This window comes from Promicromonospora sp. NPDC060271, from assembly GCF_042726755.1.
In the GTDB taxonomy this organism is placed as follows: domain Bacteria; phylum Actinomycetota; class Actinomycetes; order Actinomycetales; family Cellulomonadaceae; genus Promicromonospora.
Map to the genome: position 1 here is coordinate 24,889 of NZ_JBHXBG010000010.1, position 14,518 is coordinate 39,406.

The window sequence follows — 14,518 nt, forward strand, 5'->3', positions numbered from 1 at the left end:
GCGTGAGCGGCCCCCCTTCCGAAGTGCCTATCCGAACTACCTACTGCGAACGGTGGAACACAGGCAGTGGCTGAATACATCTACTCCATGTACAAGGCGCGCAAGGCGCACGGCGACAAGGTCATCCTCGATGACGTGTCGCTGAACTTCCTGCCCGGCGCGAAGATCGGCGTCGTCGGTCCGAACGGTGCCGGTAAGTCGACGATCCTCAAGATCATGGCTGGGCTGGACACGCCGTCGAACGGCGAGGCGCGCCTCTCGCCCGGTTTCACCGTCGGCATCCTCCTGCAGGAGCCGCCGCTGAACGAGGAGAAGACGGTCCTCGGCAACGTCCAGGAGGCGGTCGGCGAGATCCTGGCCAAGAAGGCGCGGTTCGACGAGATCTCCGCCCTCATGGCCGAGCCCGACGCCGACTTCGACGCGCTGCTGGCCGAGATGGGCTCGCTGCAGGAGGACATCGACGCGGCCGACGCGTGGGACCTCGACTCCCAGCTCGAGCAGGCGATGGACGCGCTGCGCTGCCCGCCGCCGGACGCCGACGTCTCGGTGCTCTCCGGTGGTGAGCGTCGCCGGGTCGCGCTGTGCAAGCTGCTCCTGGAGAAGCCCGACCTGCTGCTGCTGGACGAGCCCACCAACCACCTCGACGCCGAGTCCGTGCTGTGGCTCGAGCAGCACCTCGCGTCCTACCCGGGCGCCGTGCTGGCCGTGACGCACGACCGGTACTTCCTCGACCACGTCGCCGAGTGGATCTGCGAGATCGACCGCGGGCGCCTCTACCCCTACGAGGGCAACTACTCGACGTACCTGGAGAAGAAGCAGGCGCGTCTCGAGGTCCAGGGCAAGAAGGACGCCAAGCTCTCCAAGCGCCTCAAGGAGGAGCTGGAGTGGGTGCGGTCCAACGCGAAGGGTCGCCAGACCAAGTCGAAGGCTCGTCTCGCCCGCTACGAGGAGATGGCAGCGGAGGCGGACCGCACCAGGAAGCTCGACTTCGAGGAGATCCAGATCCCCGCGGGCCCGCGTCTGGGCTCGCTGGTGCTGGACGCCGACAACCTGAAGAAGGGCTTCGACGACCGGGTGCTCATCGACGGCCTGTCGTTCACCCTGCCGCGCAACGGCATCGTCGGGGTCATCGGCCCGAACGGCGTCGGCAAGACCACGCTGTTCAAGACCATCGTGGGCCTGGAGCCGCTGGACGGCGGCAACCTCAAGGTCGGCGAGACCGTCTCGATCTCGTACGTCGACCAGTCGCGCGGCGGCATCGACCCGAAGAAGACCCTGTGGGAGGTCGTGTCCGACGGGCTCGACTTCATCAAGGTCGGCAACGTCGAGATCCCGTCGCGGGCGTACGTCGCGTCGTTCGGGTTCAAGGGCCCGGACCAGCAGAAGCCGGCCGGCGTGCTCTCCGGTGGTGAGCGCAACCGCCTCAACCTGGCGCTGACGCTCAAGCAGGGCGGCAACCTGCTGCTGCTCGACGAGCCCACCAACGACCTCGACGTCGAGACCCTCGGCTCCCTGGAGAACGCGCTGCTCGAGTTCCCCGGCTGCGCCGTCGTCGTCTCGCACGACCGGTGGTTCCTCGACCGAGTGGTGACACACATCCTCGCGTACGAGGGCACCGAGGAGAACCCGGCGAACTGGTACTGGTTCGAGGGCAACTTCGAGTCCTACGAGGCCAACAAGGTCGAGCGGCTGGGCGCCGACGCGGCGCGTCCGCACCGGGTCACGTACCGCAAGCTGACCCGCGACTGACGACGCGGTCGGCGGGGAGGGGCCGAGGAACGAGGCCCGTCCCCGCCGATCCCGAGGAAGTCGCGAACGAGTACTGCGACTGACGACCGGCTCACAGCCCTCCTCCACGTCGAAGAGATCCATGCAAAAAAGGTCATCCTTGCCGCATTAGGACATCTTCGACAGGATGCCGCAGTGAGCCCTGCCCTACGACCCGGGTGGCGTGACCTTCCGCCTCCGCTGCGAGACCGCATCACCCATCTGCTCGGCGCGCGCGTGATCGCCGCCAAGCATCCGGGGAACTCCGGGGTCCTGCCGGGTGCGCGGTTCCATGTGCAGACGACCAAGGGCGACACCTTCGTCAAGGTGCTGGGCACGGAGAAGCAGGAGCTGCTCGACTCCCTGCGCCGAGAGATCGCGCTCTCGCCGCTGCTCCCCGACGCAGCGCCCCATCCTGAGCTCGTGTGGTCCATCGACGAGGTGCTGCCCACCCTCGGCACCTGGGTGGCGGTCGGCTACTCGATGCGCCCCAAGGTGCGGCCGGTCGACCTGACCTGGCCGGAGGAGGACGTCGAGTCCCTGATCAGGGTGATCCGCTCGATCGGTGAGATCGAGGCGCCCGACGATCCGATGTTCCTGCCCGAGGAGAAGGTGTTTCCCATCAACTCGTGGGAGATCCTCGCGGACACCCGGCCCGCCGGGCTCGCGAACCATTCGCCGTGGCTGGCGCACCGCCTGGACGGCCTCGCGGAGATCGCCTCGCACGCTCCCGACGCGATAGCGGGCAAGAGCCTGCAGCACGGCGCGCTGCGTGTGCAGAGCGTGATGCTGCCCGCCGCGCCGGACGAGAAGCCGCTGGTCTCGGACTGGATCCGGGGCAGCGTCGCGGCACCCTACCTCGACCTGGTCTCGATGCTGGTGCACGTCCGGACCAGCGACGGGCCGCCGCCCGAGGCGACGTTGCGCCGGTACGGTCTGCCGCCCGGCACCGAGGCCGATGCCGTGACCTGCTGGATCGCGGTGCTCGCCGGCCACTACCTCAAGTCGTCGATGGATCCGCCGCCGCCCGGTATGCCGGAACTGCGCTCCTACCAGCACCGGTTGGCGCGTACCGCCGTCTCCTGGCTGCAGACCCGGCTCGGTTTCTGACCTCGTCGCAGGTCACGGACCGCTGGCCGTGATGTGCGCACCGCTGTCTGTGGTTTGCGGGGTGAACTTCTCTTGGGCACACTCCGGCCATGAGCGCTGTTCGGCGACCGGCATGGTCCGATCTCCCCCCCTCTGTCCGTTCCCGCGTGAGCGAGACCATGGGGGGACGCGTGATCGGGTCCGCTCCGATGAGCGGGACGGAGCAGACCGGCGTCCTGGAGGTGCTGCAGACCGCGTCGGGCCGGTCGATAGTCCGCGCCGTCGGGCCCGAGGCACCGCTGACCCAGGACCGGATGGCAGCGGAGGCAGTCTCCATGGCCGCGCTGCCCGACGACATCCCGACCCTCCCTCGCGAGTGGTTCGTCGACGAGGTGCTGCCGGGGGCCGGACGCTGGGTGGTCCTCGGGTACCGCAACGAGCCCATCCGCCCGCCGCACGACCCCTGGGACGACGGGGACCTCGCCGCGGCCGTCGAGCTCGCGATCCAGATCGGCTCCAGCGAGGCGCCGGTAGACCTGCCCGAGACGCTCGACCTGATCGACAGCCAGGCCTGGGCCACCATCTCCGCGATGCGGCCGCCCGGCCTGTCCGCCTTCACGCCCTGGCTGTCCGACAAGATCGACCACCTCGCCGAGATCGCCGGCTTCGCCGGGGAGGCGATGGGCGGCAAGAACCTGGTGCACGGCGCCCTGCGCCGCGAGTCGATACTGATCACCGACCACGGCTGGGACGCGACCAGCGCCCATGCGGTCGACTGGTTCATGCCGTCGCGCGGCGCGTCGTTCATCGACTTCGTGCTGCTGCTGCCCTACCTCCGGGTCGACGGCGCCCCGCCGCCCGAGGTGGTCATGGACCGGCACCCGCTGCCCGACGTCGACCCCGACGCCCTCACCTGCGCCATCACCGTCACCGCTGGGGCTCTCGTGCTCGACTCGATGCGACCGCCGCAGCCGGGTCTGCCGCACGGCCGCGCCGTGCAGCGCGAGGTGGCGCACGCGGCCCTCGAATGGCTGCGCACCCGGCTCGGCGGCTGACCTCCGCGCGGTACGGACGCGCCTGACCAGGGTGTCTACGGCAGACTGTGCGGCATGACCGATCAGCCCGACGACTCCGCCGCAGCCGGCGCACAGGACCAGCCGGCGGCAGGGTCCGGCACCGAGTCCGGCCTGGTCAGCGCCCTGGAGGTGCTGCGGGCCCGGCTCGGTGCGCTGCGCCTGCCGCTGGAGACGTCGGGCGTCGGGGCCGCGCGCACGGACCTGCGCCGCGCCACCGACCAGCTCGACGACTACCTGCTGCCCCGGCTGCGCTCGCAGAAGGCGCCGCTGCTCGTGGTGGTCGGCGGGTCGACGGGCGCGGGCAAGTCGACGCTCGTGAACTCGGTGCTGGGCGAGCTCGTGACGCAGCCGGGCGTGCTGCGGCCCACCACGAAAGCCCCCGTGCTGGTGCACCACCCGCTGGACGCCCGCTGGTTCTCCACGGACCGGGTGCTGCCGGGTATGGCGCGCGTGACGACGTCGGGCGGCGCCGGGCTCGGTGACCCGCCGTCCGAACCCAGCCGCACCCTGCGCCTCGTGCCGAGCGAGGCGCTGCCGAAGGGACTGGCCCTGCTGGACGCGCCGGACATCGACTCGGTGGACACGGCCAACCGCGAGCTCGCGGCCCAGCTCCTCGGCGCCGCCGACCTGTGGCTGTTCGTCACCACCTCCGCCCGGTACGCGGACGCGGTGCCGTGGGACCTGCTGCTGCAGGCGGCGGCGCGCAAGGCGCAGGTGGCGATGGTGCTGGACCGCGTGGACCCTGGCGCCGAGGCCACCGCGGACGACCTGCGCGACATGATGGTGGAGCAGGGGCTGGCGGAGAGCGCGCTGTTCGTCATCCCCGAGGCCGAGCTCACAGGCGGGATGCTGCCGGAGGAGGCGGTCTCGGAGGTCTCGCGCTGGCTCACCGGTCTGGGCGGTGACGCCGAAGCGCGCGGGCGGGTCATCGCGGCGACCCGCGACGGCGTCGTGGACTCCCTCGTCGAGCGGGCGGCGGCCCTGGCCGACGCCGCGGACGAGCAGCGGGCCGCTGACGTCCGGCTGCGGCACGTCGTCGAGCGCGCCTACGCGGACGCGGTGGCCCACGTGGCCGCGGCGACGTCGGACGGCGCGCTCCTGCGCGGCGAGGTGCTCGCCCGCTGGCAGGACTTCGTGGGTACCGGTGAGTTCTTCCGGGCGGTCGAGGAGGGCATCGGCAGGTTCCGCGACGCGGTCGCCGGATTCTTCCGGGGCAGGCCGAAGGAGGCGCCCCAGGTCGAGCAGGCCATCGCCCACGGCCTGGAGTCGGTGGTGCTGGACGCCGCGGAGGACGCGGCCGAGCGCGCCTATCAGGCCTGGCGGGGCGACTCGGCCGGTGCGGTGCTCCTGGAGGGCCTGGAGCTGTCGCGGACGCCCGCTTCGCTGCGGGCCGAGGTGAGCGGGCAGATCCGCGGCTGGCAGGGCGACGTCCTGGAGCTCGTCCGCGAGCAGGGCGCGGCCAAGCGGGGCACCGCGCGGGTGCTGTCCCTCGGCGTGAACGGGCTCGGCGTCGCCCTGATGATCTTCGTGTTCGCCTCGACGGGCGGGCTCACCGGTATCGAGGTCGGCATCGCCGGCGGGTCGGCGGTGCTTGCCCAGCGGCTGCTGGAGGCCGTGTTCGGGGAGGACGCCGTGCGGCGCCTGGCCGTGCAGGCACGCGACCGGCTGCGCGCCCGGATCCAGGCGGTCATGGACGGGCAGGCCGCCCGGTACACGGCCCAGCTCGACGCCCTCGGCTCGGCCGAGGCGGGCGGCGCGGGTCTGCGCTCGGCCGCGGACGCCGTCGCCTCCGCGGCCTCGGCGGAGCGCCGGGTCCGGGCGGCGGCCAGCAACGCCGCGCCGGGGGCCACGACCGTCGAGGACCTCACCGAGGGCCGGGGCCTGCGGGGCGCCCGGATTCGGCCAGCGCGCGAGATGCTGGCGAAGGGGCGCTCCGACATCGTCGAGGAGCCCGTCAAACCCGCCAGGATGGGCTTTTGGAAGCGCATGTTCGGCGAGGGCGACCGATGAGCCGGCTCGACCTGGGCGACCGGACCACGGCCCTAGAGACCGCCGTCCGGGATGCCGAGGGACGTATCGAGCCGGCCCTGCTGGACGAGGCACGTGCCGTCGCGACGCGCGCGCGGGAGCGGGGCGGCCTGTCCGCCGAGCACACGGTCGTGGCCCTCGCTGGTGCGACGGGCTCGGGCAAGTCGTCGGTGCTCAACGCGGTGGCCGGGGTCGCCGTCGCGCAGCCGGGCGTGCGTCGTCCGACGACGTCGCACCCGATGGCCGCGGTCTGGGGCGCGGGTGCGGACCCGCTCCTGGACTGGCTGGAGGTGGGGCGCCGGCACCAGGTGGGCGCGCCGTCGGCCGGGAACCCGGTGGCGGACAACACCGGGCTCGTCCTGCTGGACCTGCCCGACCACGACTCGATAGTGACCGAGCACCGCCTGCGTGCCGAGCGGCTGGTGCAGCGCGCCGACCTGCTCGTCTGGGTGGTCGATCCGCAGAAGTACGCGGACGCCGCCTTGCACGAGGGCTTCCTGCGTCCGCTCGCCGGGCGGGCGGAGGTGGTGGTCGTCGCGCTCAACCAGGCGGACCGCCTCACGCCGGACGAGACGTCGGCGATGCTCGCCGACCTCAAGCGTCTCGTGGCACAGGACGGTCTGGACGGCGCACGCGTGCTCGCCGTGTCCGCGAGGACGGGCCAGGGCATGGACGAGCTCCGAAGGCTGCTGGCGAAGGCGGCGGCCAAGCGAGAGGCCGCGACGGCCCGGCTCGCCGCGGACGAGCGGGCGGTCGCGCAGAAGATCGTCGACGAGTGCGGCACGCCTCCGCCGTCGCGCCAGGGGAACCAGGCCAAGGGCGACCTGGTGGCGGCGCTGGAGGCGGCCGCAGGCGTGCCGACGGTGGTCGACGCCGTGCGCGCCTCCGCCCGCCGGGACGCGCGCGCGGCGACCGGCTGGCCGCTGACCCGCTGGGTCGGACGGCTGCGCAGGGACCCGCTGCGGCGGCTCGGGCTGCGCATGGCGGACCGCGAGCACCGGGCGCCGTCGGGCAGGGACGACCTGGTGCGCACGTCGCTGCCGACGGCTCGGCCGGCGGTGCGGTCGGCGGCCGCCTCGGCCGTGCGGCGCTACGTCGAGGAAGTGACGCGCGGAGCCGCCGACCCCTGGGTCCTGGCCGCACGCTCGCGCGGGCAGGCGGGGATCGACAGGCTTCCGGACGCGCTCGACCAGGCAGTGGCGACGACCCGCGTGGAGGCGTCCCGCCGACCGGTCTGGTGGTCGCTGGTCAACACGGTCCAGTGGACCCTGATCGCCGTGGTGGCGGTCGGGCTCCTCTGGCTGCTGGGGCTGTTCGGCTTCGCCTATCTCCAGCTCCCGCCCCCGCCGACGCCGGTGGTCACGCTGCCGACCTGGTCGGGCGAGGGCATCGTGTTCCCAGGGACGCCGGAGCCCGGCGCAGGCGACGGGCTCGGTGTCGACCCGTTCCGGATCCCGTGGCCGACGCTCATGGTGCTCGGCGGGCTGGCCCTCGGCCTGCTGCTCGCGCTCGTCTGCCGCGTGTTCGGCGCGCTCGGCGCCCGCCGTCGGGCGATGGGCGCCCGGCGCCGGCTCCGGCAGTCGGTCGGTGCCGTGGCGGACGAGCTGGTGCGCGCGCCCGTCGGCGACGAGCTGGCCCGCCTGGCGAGCTGCCGGACGGCGGCAACGGTCGCCGCGAGCTGACCCGACGTGTCAGACCCACAGGTCACCCGAGTGACCTGTACGTCTGACAGGTCAGCCGCGGTGGCGGAACGTGACCGGCTCCTCCTCGAACCCCTTCCACGCCAGCCGTTCGTTCTCCGTGAGCCGCCGGGGCTGGTTCGTGGCGGCGTCGACGAACACGAGAGTGGTGGTGGCGCGCGCGTAGGGCGTGCCGCCCGACGTCGGCCCGGTCCGCGCCATGCCGGCGACGCCGTCGTGCACCTCGTAGCAGACCTCGGCGCTCGCGCCGCCGATCCGGCCCAGCCACATCTCGACGCGCACCGGCGTGCGCGTGAACAGCAGCGGGCGCAGGTACTCGATGCGCTGGCCCGCGACCAGCGTGTGGGAGTCGGCGTCGGGTCCGGTGGGGACCACCGCCGTCGGCCACTCCTCGCCCTCCGGCGCCTCCGGGTGCTGCCAGAAGGCGGTGATCCGGGCGTCCTCCAGCAGGCGGAACATCGCTACGTTGTTGACGTGCGCGTACGCGTCGAGGTCGGACCAGCGCAGCGTGACGGGGACGTGGAGGCGTGTCATGGTGCCCATTTTCCTCCACGTGAAGTACTGCCCGTCCGGACACCGCCCCACCCCGGGCCGAGTGGTCCCCAGCCTGTCCGAATTGGTAGATTCATCCCTCTTGATTTTGGCCGCGGAGGAACAGTTGGATCTGCCCAGGCACCACTTCGACCCGGTGACGTTGCACGAGGTGTTCGACGACGTCCCGGCCGCCCAGGCGTATCGCGACGAGCTGACGGGACGTCCGGACGGCGACGCGCCGGCCGCCCTCGCCGTGCGCGTGCCCCTGACCCGCGCGCTGGCCCCCGAGGCGGACGACCCGGACGCGGAGCTGGCCGAGGCCGAGCGCCTCGGCTGGCTCGCGGTCCGGCAGGCCGGCGGGCCGGCCGACGAGGTGGGGGCCGCGCACGCGCACGCGGAGGAGGTGCCGCTCGGCGCCGTGGCGCCGCTGCTGCGACTGGCCCACGTGCTGCAGTGGCGGCACCGGTTCTCCGAGGCGGACCTGCTGTTCGGCCTGGCCCTGGAGGCGGCGCACCACTACGGGGAGTACTCCGCGAGCGTCGAGCACGCGCGCCGGCTGGAGTGCTTCGCCCTGCAGCACTGGGGCAAGTGCCGGTACGACCAGGCGCTCGAGGCGCACGCCGACCAGGCCAGGCCGTTCCTCGGCGAGGCCCTTGCGCTGTTCGTGCAGGCCCTCGACCTCCGCGTGGAGGCGGGCGTGGCCCCGGACCAGGTCGCGTCGACCCGGCAGGCGATCCAGGCGACCCGGGACCGGCTGGCCGAGCTCGGGGCCTAGGCCGGGAGCCGGATCATGCCCTCCTGGCCTGCCGAGGCGACCAGGGCGCCGTCCTGCGTGTAGACCTTGGCCGTCCCCAGGGCGCGCCCGCCCTGCGCGGTGGGCGAGCTCTGCACGAACAGCATCCACTCGTCCACCCGCACGTCGCGGTGCCACCACATGCCGTGGTCGAGGCTGGCCATCGGCACGGAGGCGCCGACGTCCTGCCACGACTTGCCGGCGGCACGCAGGGCGGGCTCGAGCATGAGCTGGTCGCACGCGAAGGCCAGCAGGGCGCGGTGCATCGCCTGCTCCTTGATCTCCAGCGGACGGCGCGTACGCATCCAGACCATCTGCGTGGCGGGCGGCGTGCCGCCGTCGGCCACCGCGGCGTCCGGCCGCAGGTACAGCGAGCCGCCCACGTGCCGCAGCTCGAAGGCCGAGTCCGTCCAGAACTGGGCCCGTACCGCGACACCCTCCGGCAGGCTGGCGAGCTCGTCGAAGGCCGAGCCGACCTCGTCGGGCGGCGGGACGTCGTCGGGCATCGGCATCGCGTGCTCGTAGCCCGGCTGGTCGTCCTGGAAGGACGCGATCATCGACAGGATCGGCTTGCCGAACTGGATCGCGTGCGTGCGCCGCGCGCTGAACGAACGTCCGTCACGCAGCCGCTCGACGGCGAAGTCGATGGGCTCCTCGACCCGTCCCTCGCGCAGGAAGTAGCCGTGCAGCGAGTGGATCAGCCGGCCGTCCGGGACGGTGCGGTCCGCGGCCAGGATGGCCTGCGCGAGCACCTGGCCGCCGTAGGCGCGGTTGGCCGGGCCGGGCATGCTGTCGCCGCGCAGCACGTCCTCCTCGCCGCGCGGGCCCCAGCCCTCGAGGTGGCGCAGGTCGAGCACCTGCAGGAGGCGGTCGAGCGCGTCGGGCTGACGGTCCGGCGTGCTGCCGGCGAGCGGATCAGGGGTGGTGGCGTCCACGTGCGGGCGTCTCCTTCAGGTCCGGTCAGTCTTCGAAGGTGTTGATCATGCTGAAGGCGGCGCGCTCCAGGTAGTCCCAGAGCTGCGACTCGTGGATGGGCGCGAGGCCCAGTGAGTCGACGGCGGTCCGCATGTGCGCGAGCCAGCGGTCGCGTGCGTCGGGGTTGACCTTGAACGGCATGTGCCGCATGCGCAGCCGCGGGTGCCCGCGCTGGGCGGAGTACGTGGTGGGCCCGCCCCAGTACTGCTCCAGGAACAGCGTCAGCCGCTCCTTGGCCGGCCCCAGGTCCTCCTCGGGATACATGGGGCGCAGGACCGGGTCGTCGGCGACGCCGTCGTAGAACGCGTCGACGAGACGCACGAACGTGTCGTGGCCGCCGACGGCGTCGAAGAAGGATTCCTGTGTCACGTTCGTCATCCTGCCACTCGACTGTGACAGCCCGATGGCAGCCGCGTGAAACCGGGTCTCGTGTGAGCAAGACGACAATTGCCGGGCGGACCGCTTGCCAGGGGCGATAGGCTGGTCGGAGACCTGCAGCGACGCACGGTGGGAGTTGAGACATGACCAAGGCTGACCAGATCCTTGCGGCCCTCGGAGGGACCTCGAACGTCGTCGAGCTGGAGCCGTGCATCACTCGGCTCCGGGTAGAGGTGAGCGATCCGTCGCTCGTGGACGAGCCCGGACTGAAGTCGTCCGGTGCCTTCGGCGTAGTCCGGTCCGGGCGGGTGGTCCAGGTGATCGTCGGGCCTGAGGCCGACAGCCTCGCGGCGGAGCTCGAGACGCTCAGGGTCTGAACGCTCGGGGTCCGAGGTAGGACGCAGACCCGGGACGAGGCAGGACAGGAGCGAGCTCGACGGTGAGCCTGCTCGCACGACGGCGCGGGCCCGGGGTGCTCCCGGGCCCGTGACCTGTCTCACGACGGTGTCACCGGGCGCGCCCACGAGGCGAACGCCCTGTGAAAATCGCGCGGCAGTCCCTCGCACGCCGCCGCGGTGGTCTGATCCGGCTCGCGGACCCGAGTAGGTTTGCGACCGTGTTCGAGTCTCTTGCTACCTCCCTGTTCAACGGTGCCGAGGGCTTCTGGTCCTGGTTCGGCGACAAACCCCTGAAGATCATCCTGATCCTCGTGATCGGGCTGGTCGCCATCTACGTGGTGCGGCGGGTCGTCACGACCCTCACCGAGCGCATCGCCGTCGGGCAAAAGCCGAGGACCGTCGTCGAGAAGGCCTCGGACCCCGTCGGCACCACCACGGGTGGTGTGCCGAGCACCGCGCCCGCGAAGGGCAAGCGGCGCCGCAAGAACATGCTGATGTCGCCGCAGGCCCTTGCCGACGCCCTGACCGTCGCCAACCCGCGGGTGGCCGAACGGCGCGCGCAGCGCGCGCGGACCGTCGGGTCGGTGCTGAACTCCTCGACCAACATCGTGATCAGCACCATGATGGTGCTCTCGATCATGCAGATCCTCGAGTGGCCGGTCGGCCCGCTGCTCGCCTCCGCGGGAGTGGTCGGCGTCGCCCTCGGCTTCGGCGCGCAGAGCCTCGTCAAGGACTTCCTGTCCGGCATCCTCCTCCTCATCGAGGACCAGTTCGGTGTGGGGGACAACGTCGACCTGGGGAGCGACGTCGTCGGCACCGTCGAGGCGATGGGCCTGCGGCTCACCCAGGTCCGCGCGTTCGACGGCACGCTCTGGTACGTCCGCAACGGCGAGATCCTGCGGGCGGGCAACCGCACCCAGGAGTGGAGCCGAGCCGTCGCCTCCGTGCAGGTGCCGCTGGGGACCGACGTCGACGCCGTCCGTACCGCGCTCGGCCGCGCCGTCGACCGGGTCAAGAACGACCCGGAGGTCGCCGACAGCCTGCTCGAGACGCCGTCGGTGCGCGGCGTGGACGCCGTCGACCAGGCCGGCCTCACGTTCACGCTGTTCGCCCAGGTGCGCCCCGCCCAGCAGTGGGTGGTCGCCCGGGCGCTGCGCGTCGCGGCCCATGCGGCCCTGCTGAACGCGGGGATCGTCGCGCGCTCGGCGCCCCTGCCGCTCGACGGGGTCGCCTCGGAGGGTACGGACGGCGGCCCCGGGCCTGCCTGACCCGGCCCGGGCGCCGCCTGACCCAGCCCCGAGCGTCTTGACCCGTGCCGTCCGCCAATTCGCCGGACACGCCCGCGTTGCGCCCGGTGAGCGCCGGTAGATGGCAAGATCTTTCCTTGTGACCGACGAACCGATGCCTGGGTCCACCGGAGACGGTGCCGCCGTGCCGCCGGAGCTGGCCGAGCTGGCGACCGCCCACGGCGTGCAGTGCGTGTACACCGACCACGACGGCCGCGTGCAGCACGTCAGCGTGTCGACGGTCGTCGCGGTGCTTGAGGCGCTCGACGTGCCTGCGTCGACCCCGGGAGCGGTCGCCGCGAGCCTGGACCGGGTAGAGGACGACGTGTGGCGCGCGATGCTGCCGCCGACCGTCGTGACCCGCGAGGGAGCCGAGGTACAGGTCGCCGTGCACGTCGCGGACGGCGCGGACGTGACGGCGTGGATAGCGCTCGAGCAGTCCGAGCAGCCGGTCGTGCCCACGAGCGCCACCCCGTGGCGCGTGACGCCGCCGCAGGCGACCACGACCACCGGCTCGTTCGCGGTGGTGCGGGGCCCCCGCGTCCAGCTCCGGCAGGCCGACGTCCACACCGAGCCCCGCACGGTGGACAGCCGCAAGGTCGCGCGCGTGACGTTCACCGTCCCGGCCGACCTGCCCCTCGGCTGGCACACGCTGCACGCCGAGTCGGGCGGCCAGACGGCGCAGACTCCGCTCGTGGTGACGCCGCAGCGGCTGGAGCTGCGCAAGAAGGTCGCCCGCAAGCAGGCGTGGGGCTTCATGGTCCAGCTCTACTCGGTGCGGTCCAAGGACTCCTGGGGCATGGGCGACCTGGCCGACCTGGCCGACCTGGCCTGGCAGACGGCGCACAACGGTGGTGCGGACTTCGTCGGGATCAACCCCCTGCACGCGACGGAGCCGGTGCTGCCGGTGACGCCGAGCCCCTACCTGCCGACGTCGCGCCGCTTCATGTCGCCGCTGTACATCCGTGTCGAGGACATCCGTGAGACGGCATACCTCTCCGCCGCCGACCGGTCGCTCGTGGAGTGGGCGGGTGAACCCGTCCGTGAGCTGTCCGAGGACTCCGGGCCGATCGACCGGGACGCGATCTGGGAGGCCAAGAAGGCGGCGCTCGAGGTCGTGTACACGGCCCGGCGGTCGGCGGCCCGGCAGACGGCGTTCGACGAGTTCGTGCTCGCGCAGGGCAAGGGCCTCGTCGACTTCGCGACGTGGTGCGCCATCACGGAGCACCTCGACGGCCGCGACTGGCCGGCCGAGCTCGCCGACCCGACGTCGGCGGGTGTGGCGACGCTGCGCAACGCGCTCTCCGAACGTGTCCAGTTCTACTGCTGGCTCCAGTGGGTCGCCGACGAGCAGCTCCACGCGGCGCACCGTGCCGGGCTCGACGCGGGCATGCGGCTCGGCCTGCTCAAGGACCTGGCCGTCGGCTCGTCCCCGGACGGCGCGGACGCGTGGGCGGACGCCGGAGTGCTCGCCCAGGGCGTGTCCATCGGCGCCCCGCCGGACATGTACAACCAGCAGGGCCAGAACTGGTCCCCGGCGCCGTGGCACCCGCGTGCGCTCGCGAAGGCCGGCTACGCGCCCTACCGCGAGATGCTGCGCACGGTGCTGCGGCACTGCGGCGCGCTGCGGATCGACCACGTGCTCGGGCTCTTCCGCCTCTGGTGGATCCCGGGCGGAGCACGCGCGTCGGCCGGTGCCTACGTCACCTACGACCACGAGGCCCTGATCGGCATCCTGTGCCTGGAGGCGCACCGCGCCGGGGTGACGGTCGTCGGCGAGGACCTCGGCACCTTCGAGCCGTGGATCCGCGACTACCTCGCCGAGCGCGGCATCCTCGGCACCTCGGTGCTCCTCTTCGAGCGGGACGCCGCCGGAGCCCCCGTCGAGCCGGAGGCGTACCGCCGGACGGCGCTGGCCACGGTCACCACGCACGACCTGCCGCCGACCGCGGGCTATCTCGCGGGTGAGCACGTGGACCTGCGCGAACGCCTCGGGCTGCTCACGGAGGAGCCGACGGTGCTGCGGGCCCAGGCGCGCGCCGAGCGCGAGTCGCTCGTCGAGGCGCTGTCCCGACGCGGCCTGACGACGTTCGACCCGTCCGAGCGCGAGCTCGTCGAGGGGCTGCACCGCTACCTCAGGGACACGCCGGCAGCGCTGGTCGGGGTGTACCTGACCGACGCCGTGGGGGAGCGGCGCGCCCAGAACCAGCCCGGGACCGACACCGAGTACCCGAACTGGAAGGTGCCGCTCGCGGACTCCGCCGGCAGCGTGGTGCTCCTGGAAGACCTGTTCACCAACGCCCGCCTGCGCTCCCTGGTCACGGTCATGAACGAGGAGGACCCAGACCAGCCCCTGCCGTGACGGTTCCGTTGAGTGCGGGCTATTTGTGGGCTCAGAGGGGGGGGGGGGGCCAAAATCCCCCCCACCAACGCCCGTGAGGCGGCGCCCCTGGCCCCCCCCGCGCGAGAGTACCCCCCGCCCGGCGCGGGGGCG

Annotated in this window: 12 protein-coding genes; 9 read left to right on the forward strand and 3 right to left on the reverse strand. The window is 72.6% G+C overall.

From position 1 onward, the window contains the following. Window positions 1-66: 66 nt before the first annotated feature. The 5 genes from ettA to ACFWE2_RS03065 all read left to right on the forward strand — a co-directional run bounded on the left by ettA (window position 67) and on the right by ACFWE2_RS03065 (window position 7,642). Window positions 67-1,749: an energy-dependent translational throttle protein EttA gene (gene ettA, locus ACFWE2_RS03045; RefSeq protein WP_377222730.1), complete on the forward strand. Its 1,683-nt coding sequence runs from the start codon at window positions 67-69 to the stop codon at window positions 1,747-1,749. A gap of 174 nt (window positions 1,750-1,923) precedes the next feature. Continuing rightward, entirely contained in the window at window positions 1,924-2,877 is a 954-nt protein-coding gene (locus tag ACFWE2_RS03050; RefSeq protein WP_377222731.1) for a phosphotransferase, read from the forward strand. A 146-nt stretch (window positions 2,878-3,023) separates the two neighbouring features. Continuing rightward, window positions 3,024-3,911, forward strand: a complete 888-nt coding sequence (locus ACFWE2_RS03055; RefSeq protein WP_377222732.1) for a hypothetical protein — start codon at window positions 3,024-3,026, stop codon at window positions 3,909-3,911. A gap of 54 nt (window positions 3,912-3,965) precedes the next feature. Beyond that, entirely contained in the window at window positions 3,966-5,942 is a 1,977-nt protein-coding gene (locus tag ACFWE2_RS03060; protein WP_377222733.1) for an ABC transporter, read from the forward strand. Next, complete coding sequence (locus ACFWE2_RS03065) at window positions 5,939-7,642, forward strand: GTPase family protein (protein WP_377222734.1); 1,704 nt, start codon at window positions 5,939-5,941, stop codon at window positions 7,640-7,642. The genes ACFWE2_RS03060 and ACFWE2_RS03065 overlap by 4 nt, the downstream gene beginning before the upstream one ends. A 51-nt stretch (window positions 7,643-7,693) precedes the next feature. On the opposite strand, the gene ACFWE2_RS03070 is transcribed toward ACFWE2_RS03065, so the two are convergent. Further along, window positions 7,694-8,194 (reverse strand): acyl-CoA thioesterase, encoded by a 501-nt coding sequence (locus ACFWE2_RS03070; protein ID WP_377222735.1) that lies wholly within the window; start codon window positions 8,192-8,194, stop codon window positions 7,694-7,696. A 124-nt stretch (window positions 8,195-8,318) separates the two neighbouring features. Here ACFWE2_RS03070 and ACFWE2_RS03075 point away from each other — a divergent pair, with 124 nt between their 5' ends. Continuing rightward, a complete protein-coding gene (locus ACFWE2_RS03075; RefSeq protein ID WP_377222736.1) occupies window positions 8,319-8,969 on the forward strand; it encodes a hypothetical protein in 651 nt (216 codons plus the stop codon). On the opposite strand, the gene ACFWE2_RS03080 is transcribed toward ACFWE2_RS03075, so the two are convergent. Both ACFWE2_RS03080 and ACFWE2_RS03085 read right to left on the reverse strand, forming a co-directional pair. Then, window positions 8,966-9,922, reverse strand: a complete 957-nt coding sequence (locus ACFWE2_RS03080; protein ID WP_377222737.1) for an acyl-CoA thioesterase — start codon at window positions 9,920-9,922, stop codon at window positions 8,966-8,968. The two genes, ACFWE2_RS03075 and ACFWE2_RS03080, sit on opposite strands and share 4 nt — an antisense overlap. A gap of 25 nt (window positions 9,923-9,947) precedes the next feature. Next, window positions 9,948-10,340 carry a globin gene (locus ACFWE2_RS03085; protein WP_377222738.1) on the reverse strand — a complete coding sequence of 131 codons (393 nt, stop codon included), beginning with the start codon at window positions 10,338-10,340 and terminating at the stop codon, window positions 9,948-9,950. 143 nt (window positions 10,341-10,483) lie between these two features. Between ACFWE2_RS03085 and ACFWE2_RS03090 the strand changes: the two genes are divergently transcribed. The 3 genes from ACFWE2_RS03090 to malQ all read left to right on the forward strand — a co-directional run bounded on the left by ACFWE2_RS03090 (window position 10,484) and on the right by malQ (window position 14,386). Continuing rightward, window positions 10,484-10,717: a PTS glucose/sucrose transporter subunit IIB gene (locus ACFWE2_RS03090; RefSeq protein ID WP_116674151.1), complete on the forward strand. Its 234-nt coding sequence runs from the start codon at window positions 10,484-10,486 to the stop codon at window positions 10,715-10,717. Between the two features lie 239 nt (window positions 10,718-10,956). Then, window positions 10,957-12,006, forward strand: a complete 1,050-nt coding sequence (locus ACFWE2_RS03095; RefSeq protein WP_377222739.1) for a mechanosensitive ion channel family protein — start codon at window positions 10,957-10,959, stop codon at window positions 12,004-12,006. A gap of 133 nt (window positions 12,007-12,139) precedes the next feature. Beyond that, window positions 12,140-14,386: a 4-alpha-glucanotransferase gene (malQ, locus tag ACFWE2_RS03100; RefSeq protein ID WP_377222758.1), complete on the forward strand. Its 2,247-nt coding sequence runs from the start codon at window positions 12,140-12,142 to the stop codon at window positions 14,384-14,386. Window positions 14,387-14,518: the final 132 nt, after the last annotated feature.

Coding starts and splice junctions, on each gene's coding strand:
- ACFWE2_RS03060 (WP_377222733.1), top strand. CDS start 3,966: ATGACCGATCAGCCCGACGACTCCGCCGCAGCCGGCGCACAGGACCAG.
- ACFWE2_RS03065 (WP_377222734.1), top strand. CDS start 5,939: ATGAGCCGGCTCGACCTGGGCGACCGGACCACGGCCCTAGAGACCGCC.
- ACFWE2_RS03070 (WP_377222735.1), bottom strand. CDS start 8,194: ATGACACGCCTCCACGTCCCCGTCACGCTGCGCTGGTCCGACCTCGAC.
- ACFWE2_RS03085 (WP_377222738.1), bottom strand. CDS start 10,340: ATGACGAACGTGACACAGGAATCCTTCTTCGACGCCGTCGGCGGCCAC.
- ACFWE2_RS03090 (WP_116674151.1), top strand. CDS start 10,484: ATGACCAAGGCTGACCAGATCCTTGCGGCCCTCGGAGGGACCTCGAAC.
- malQ (WP_377222758.1), top strand. CDS start 12,140: ATGCCTGGGTCCACCGGAGACGGTGCCGCCGTGCCGCCGGAGCTGGCC.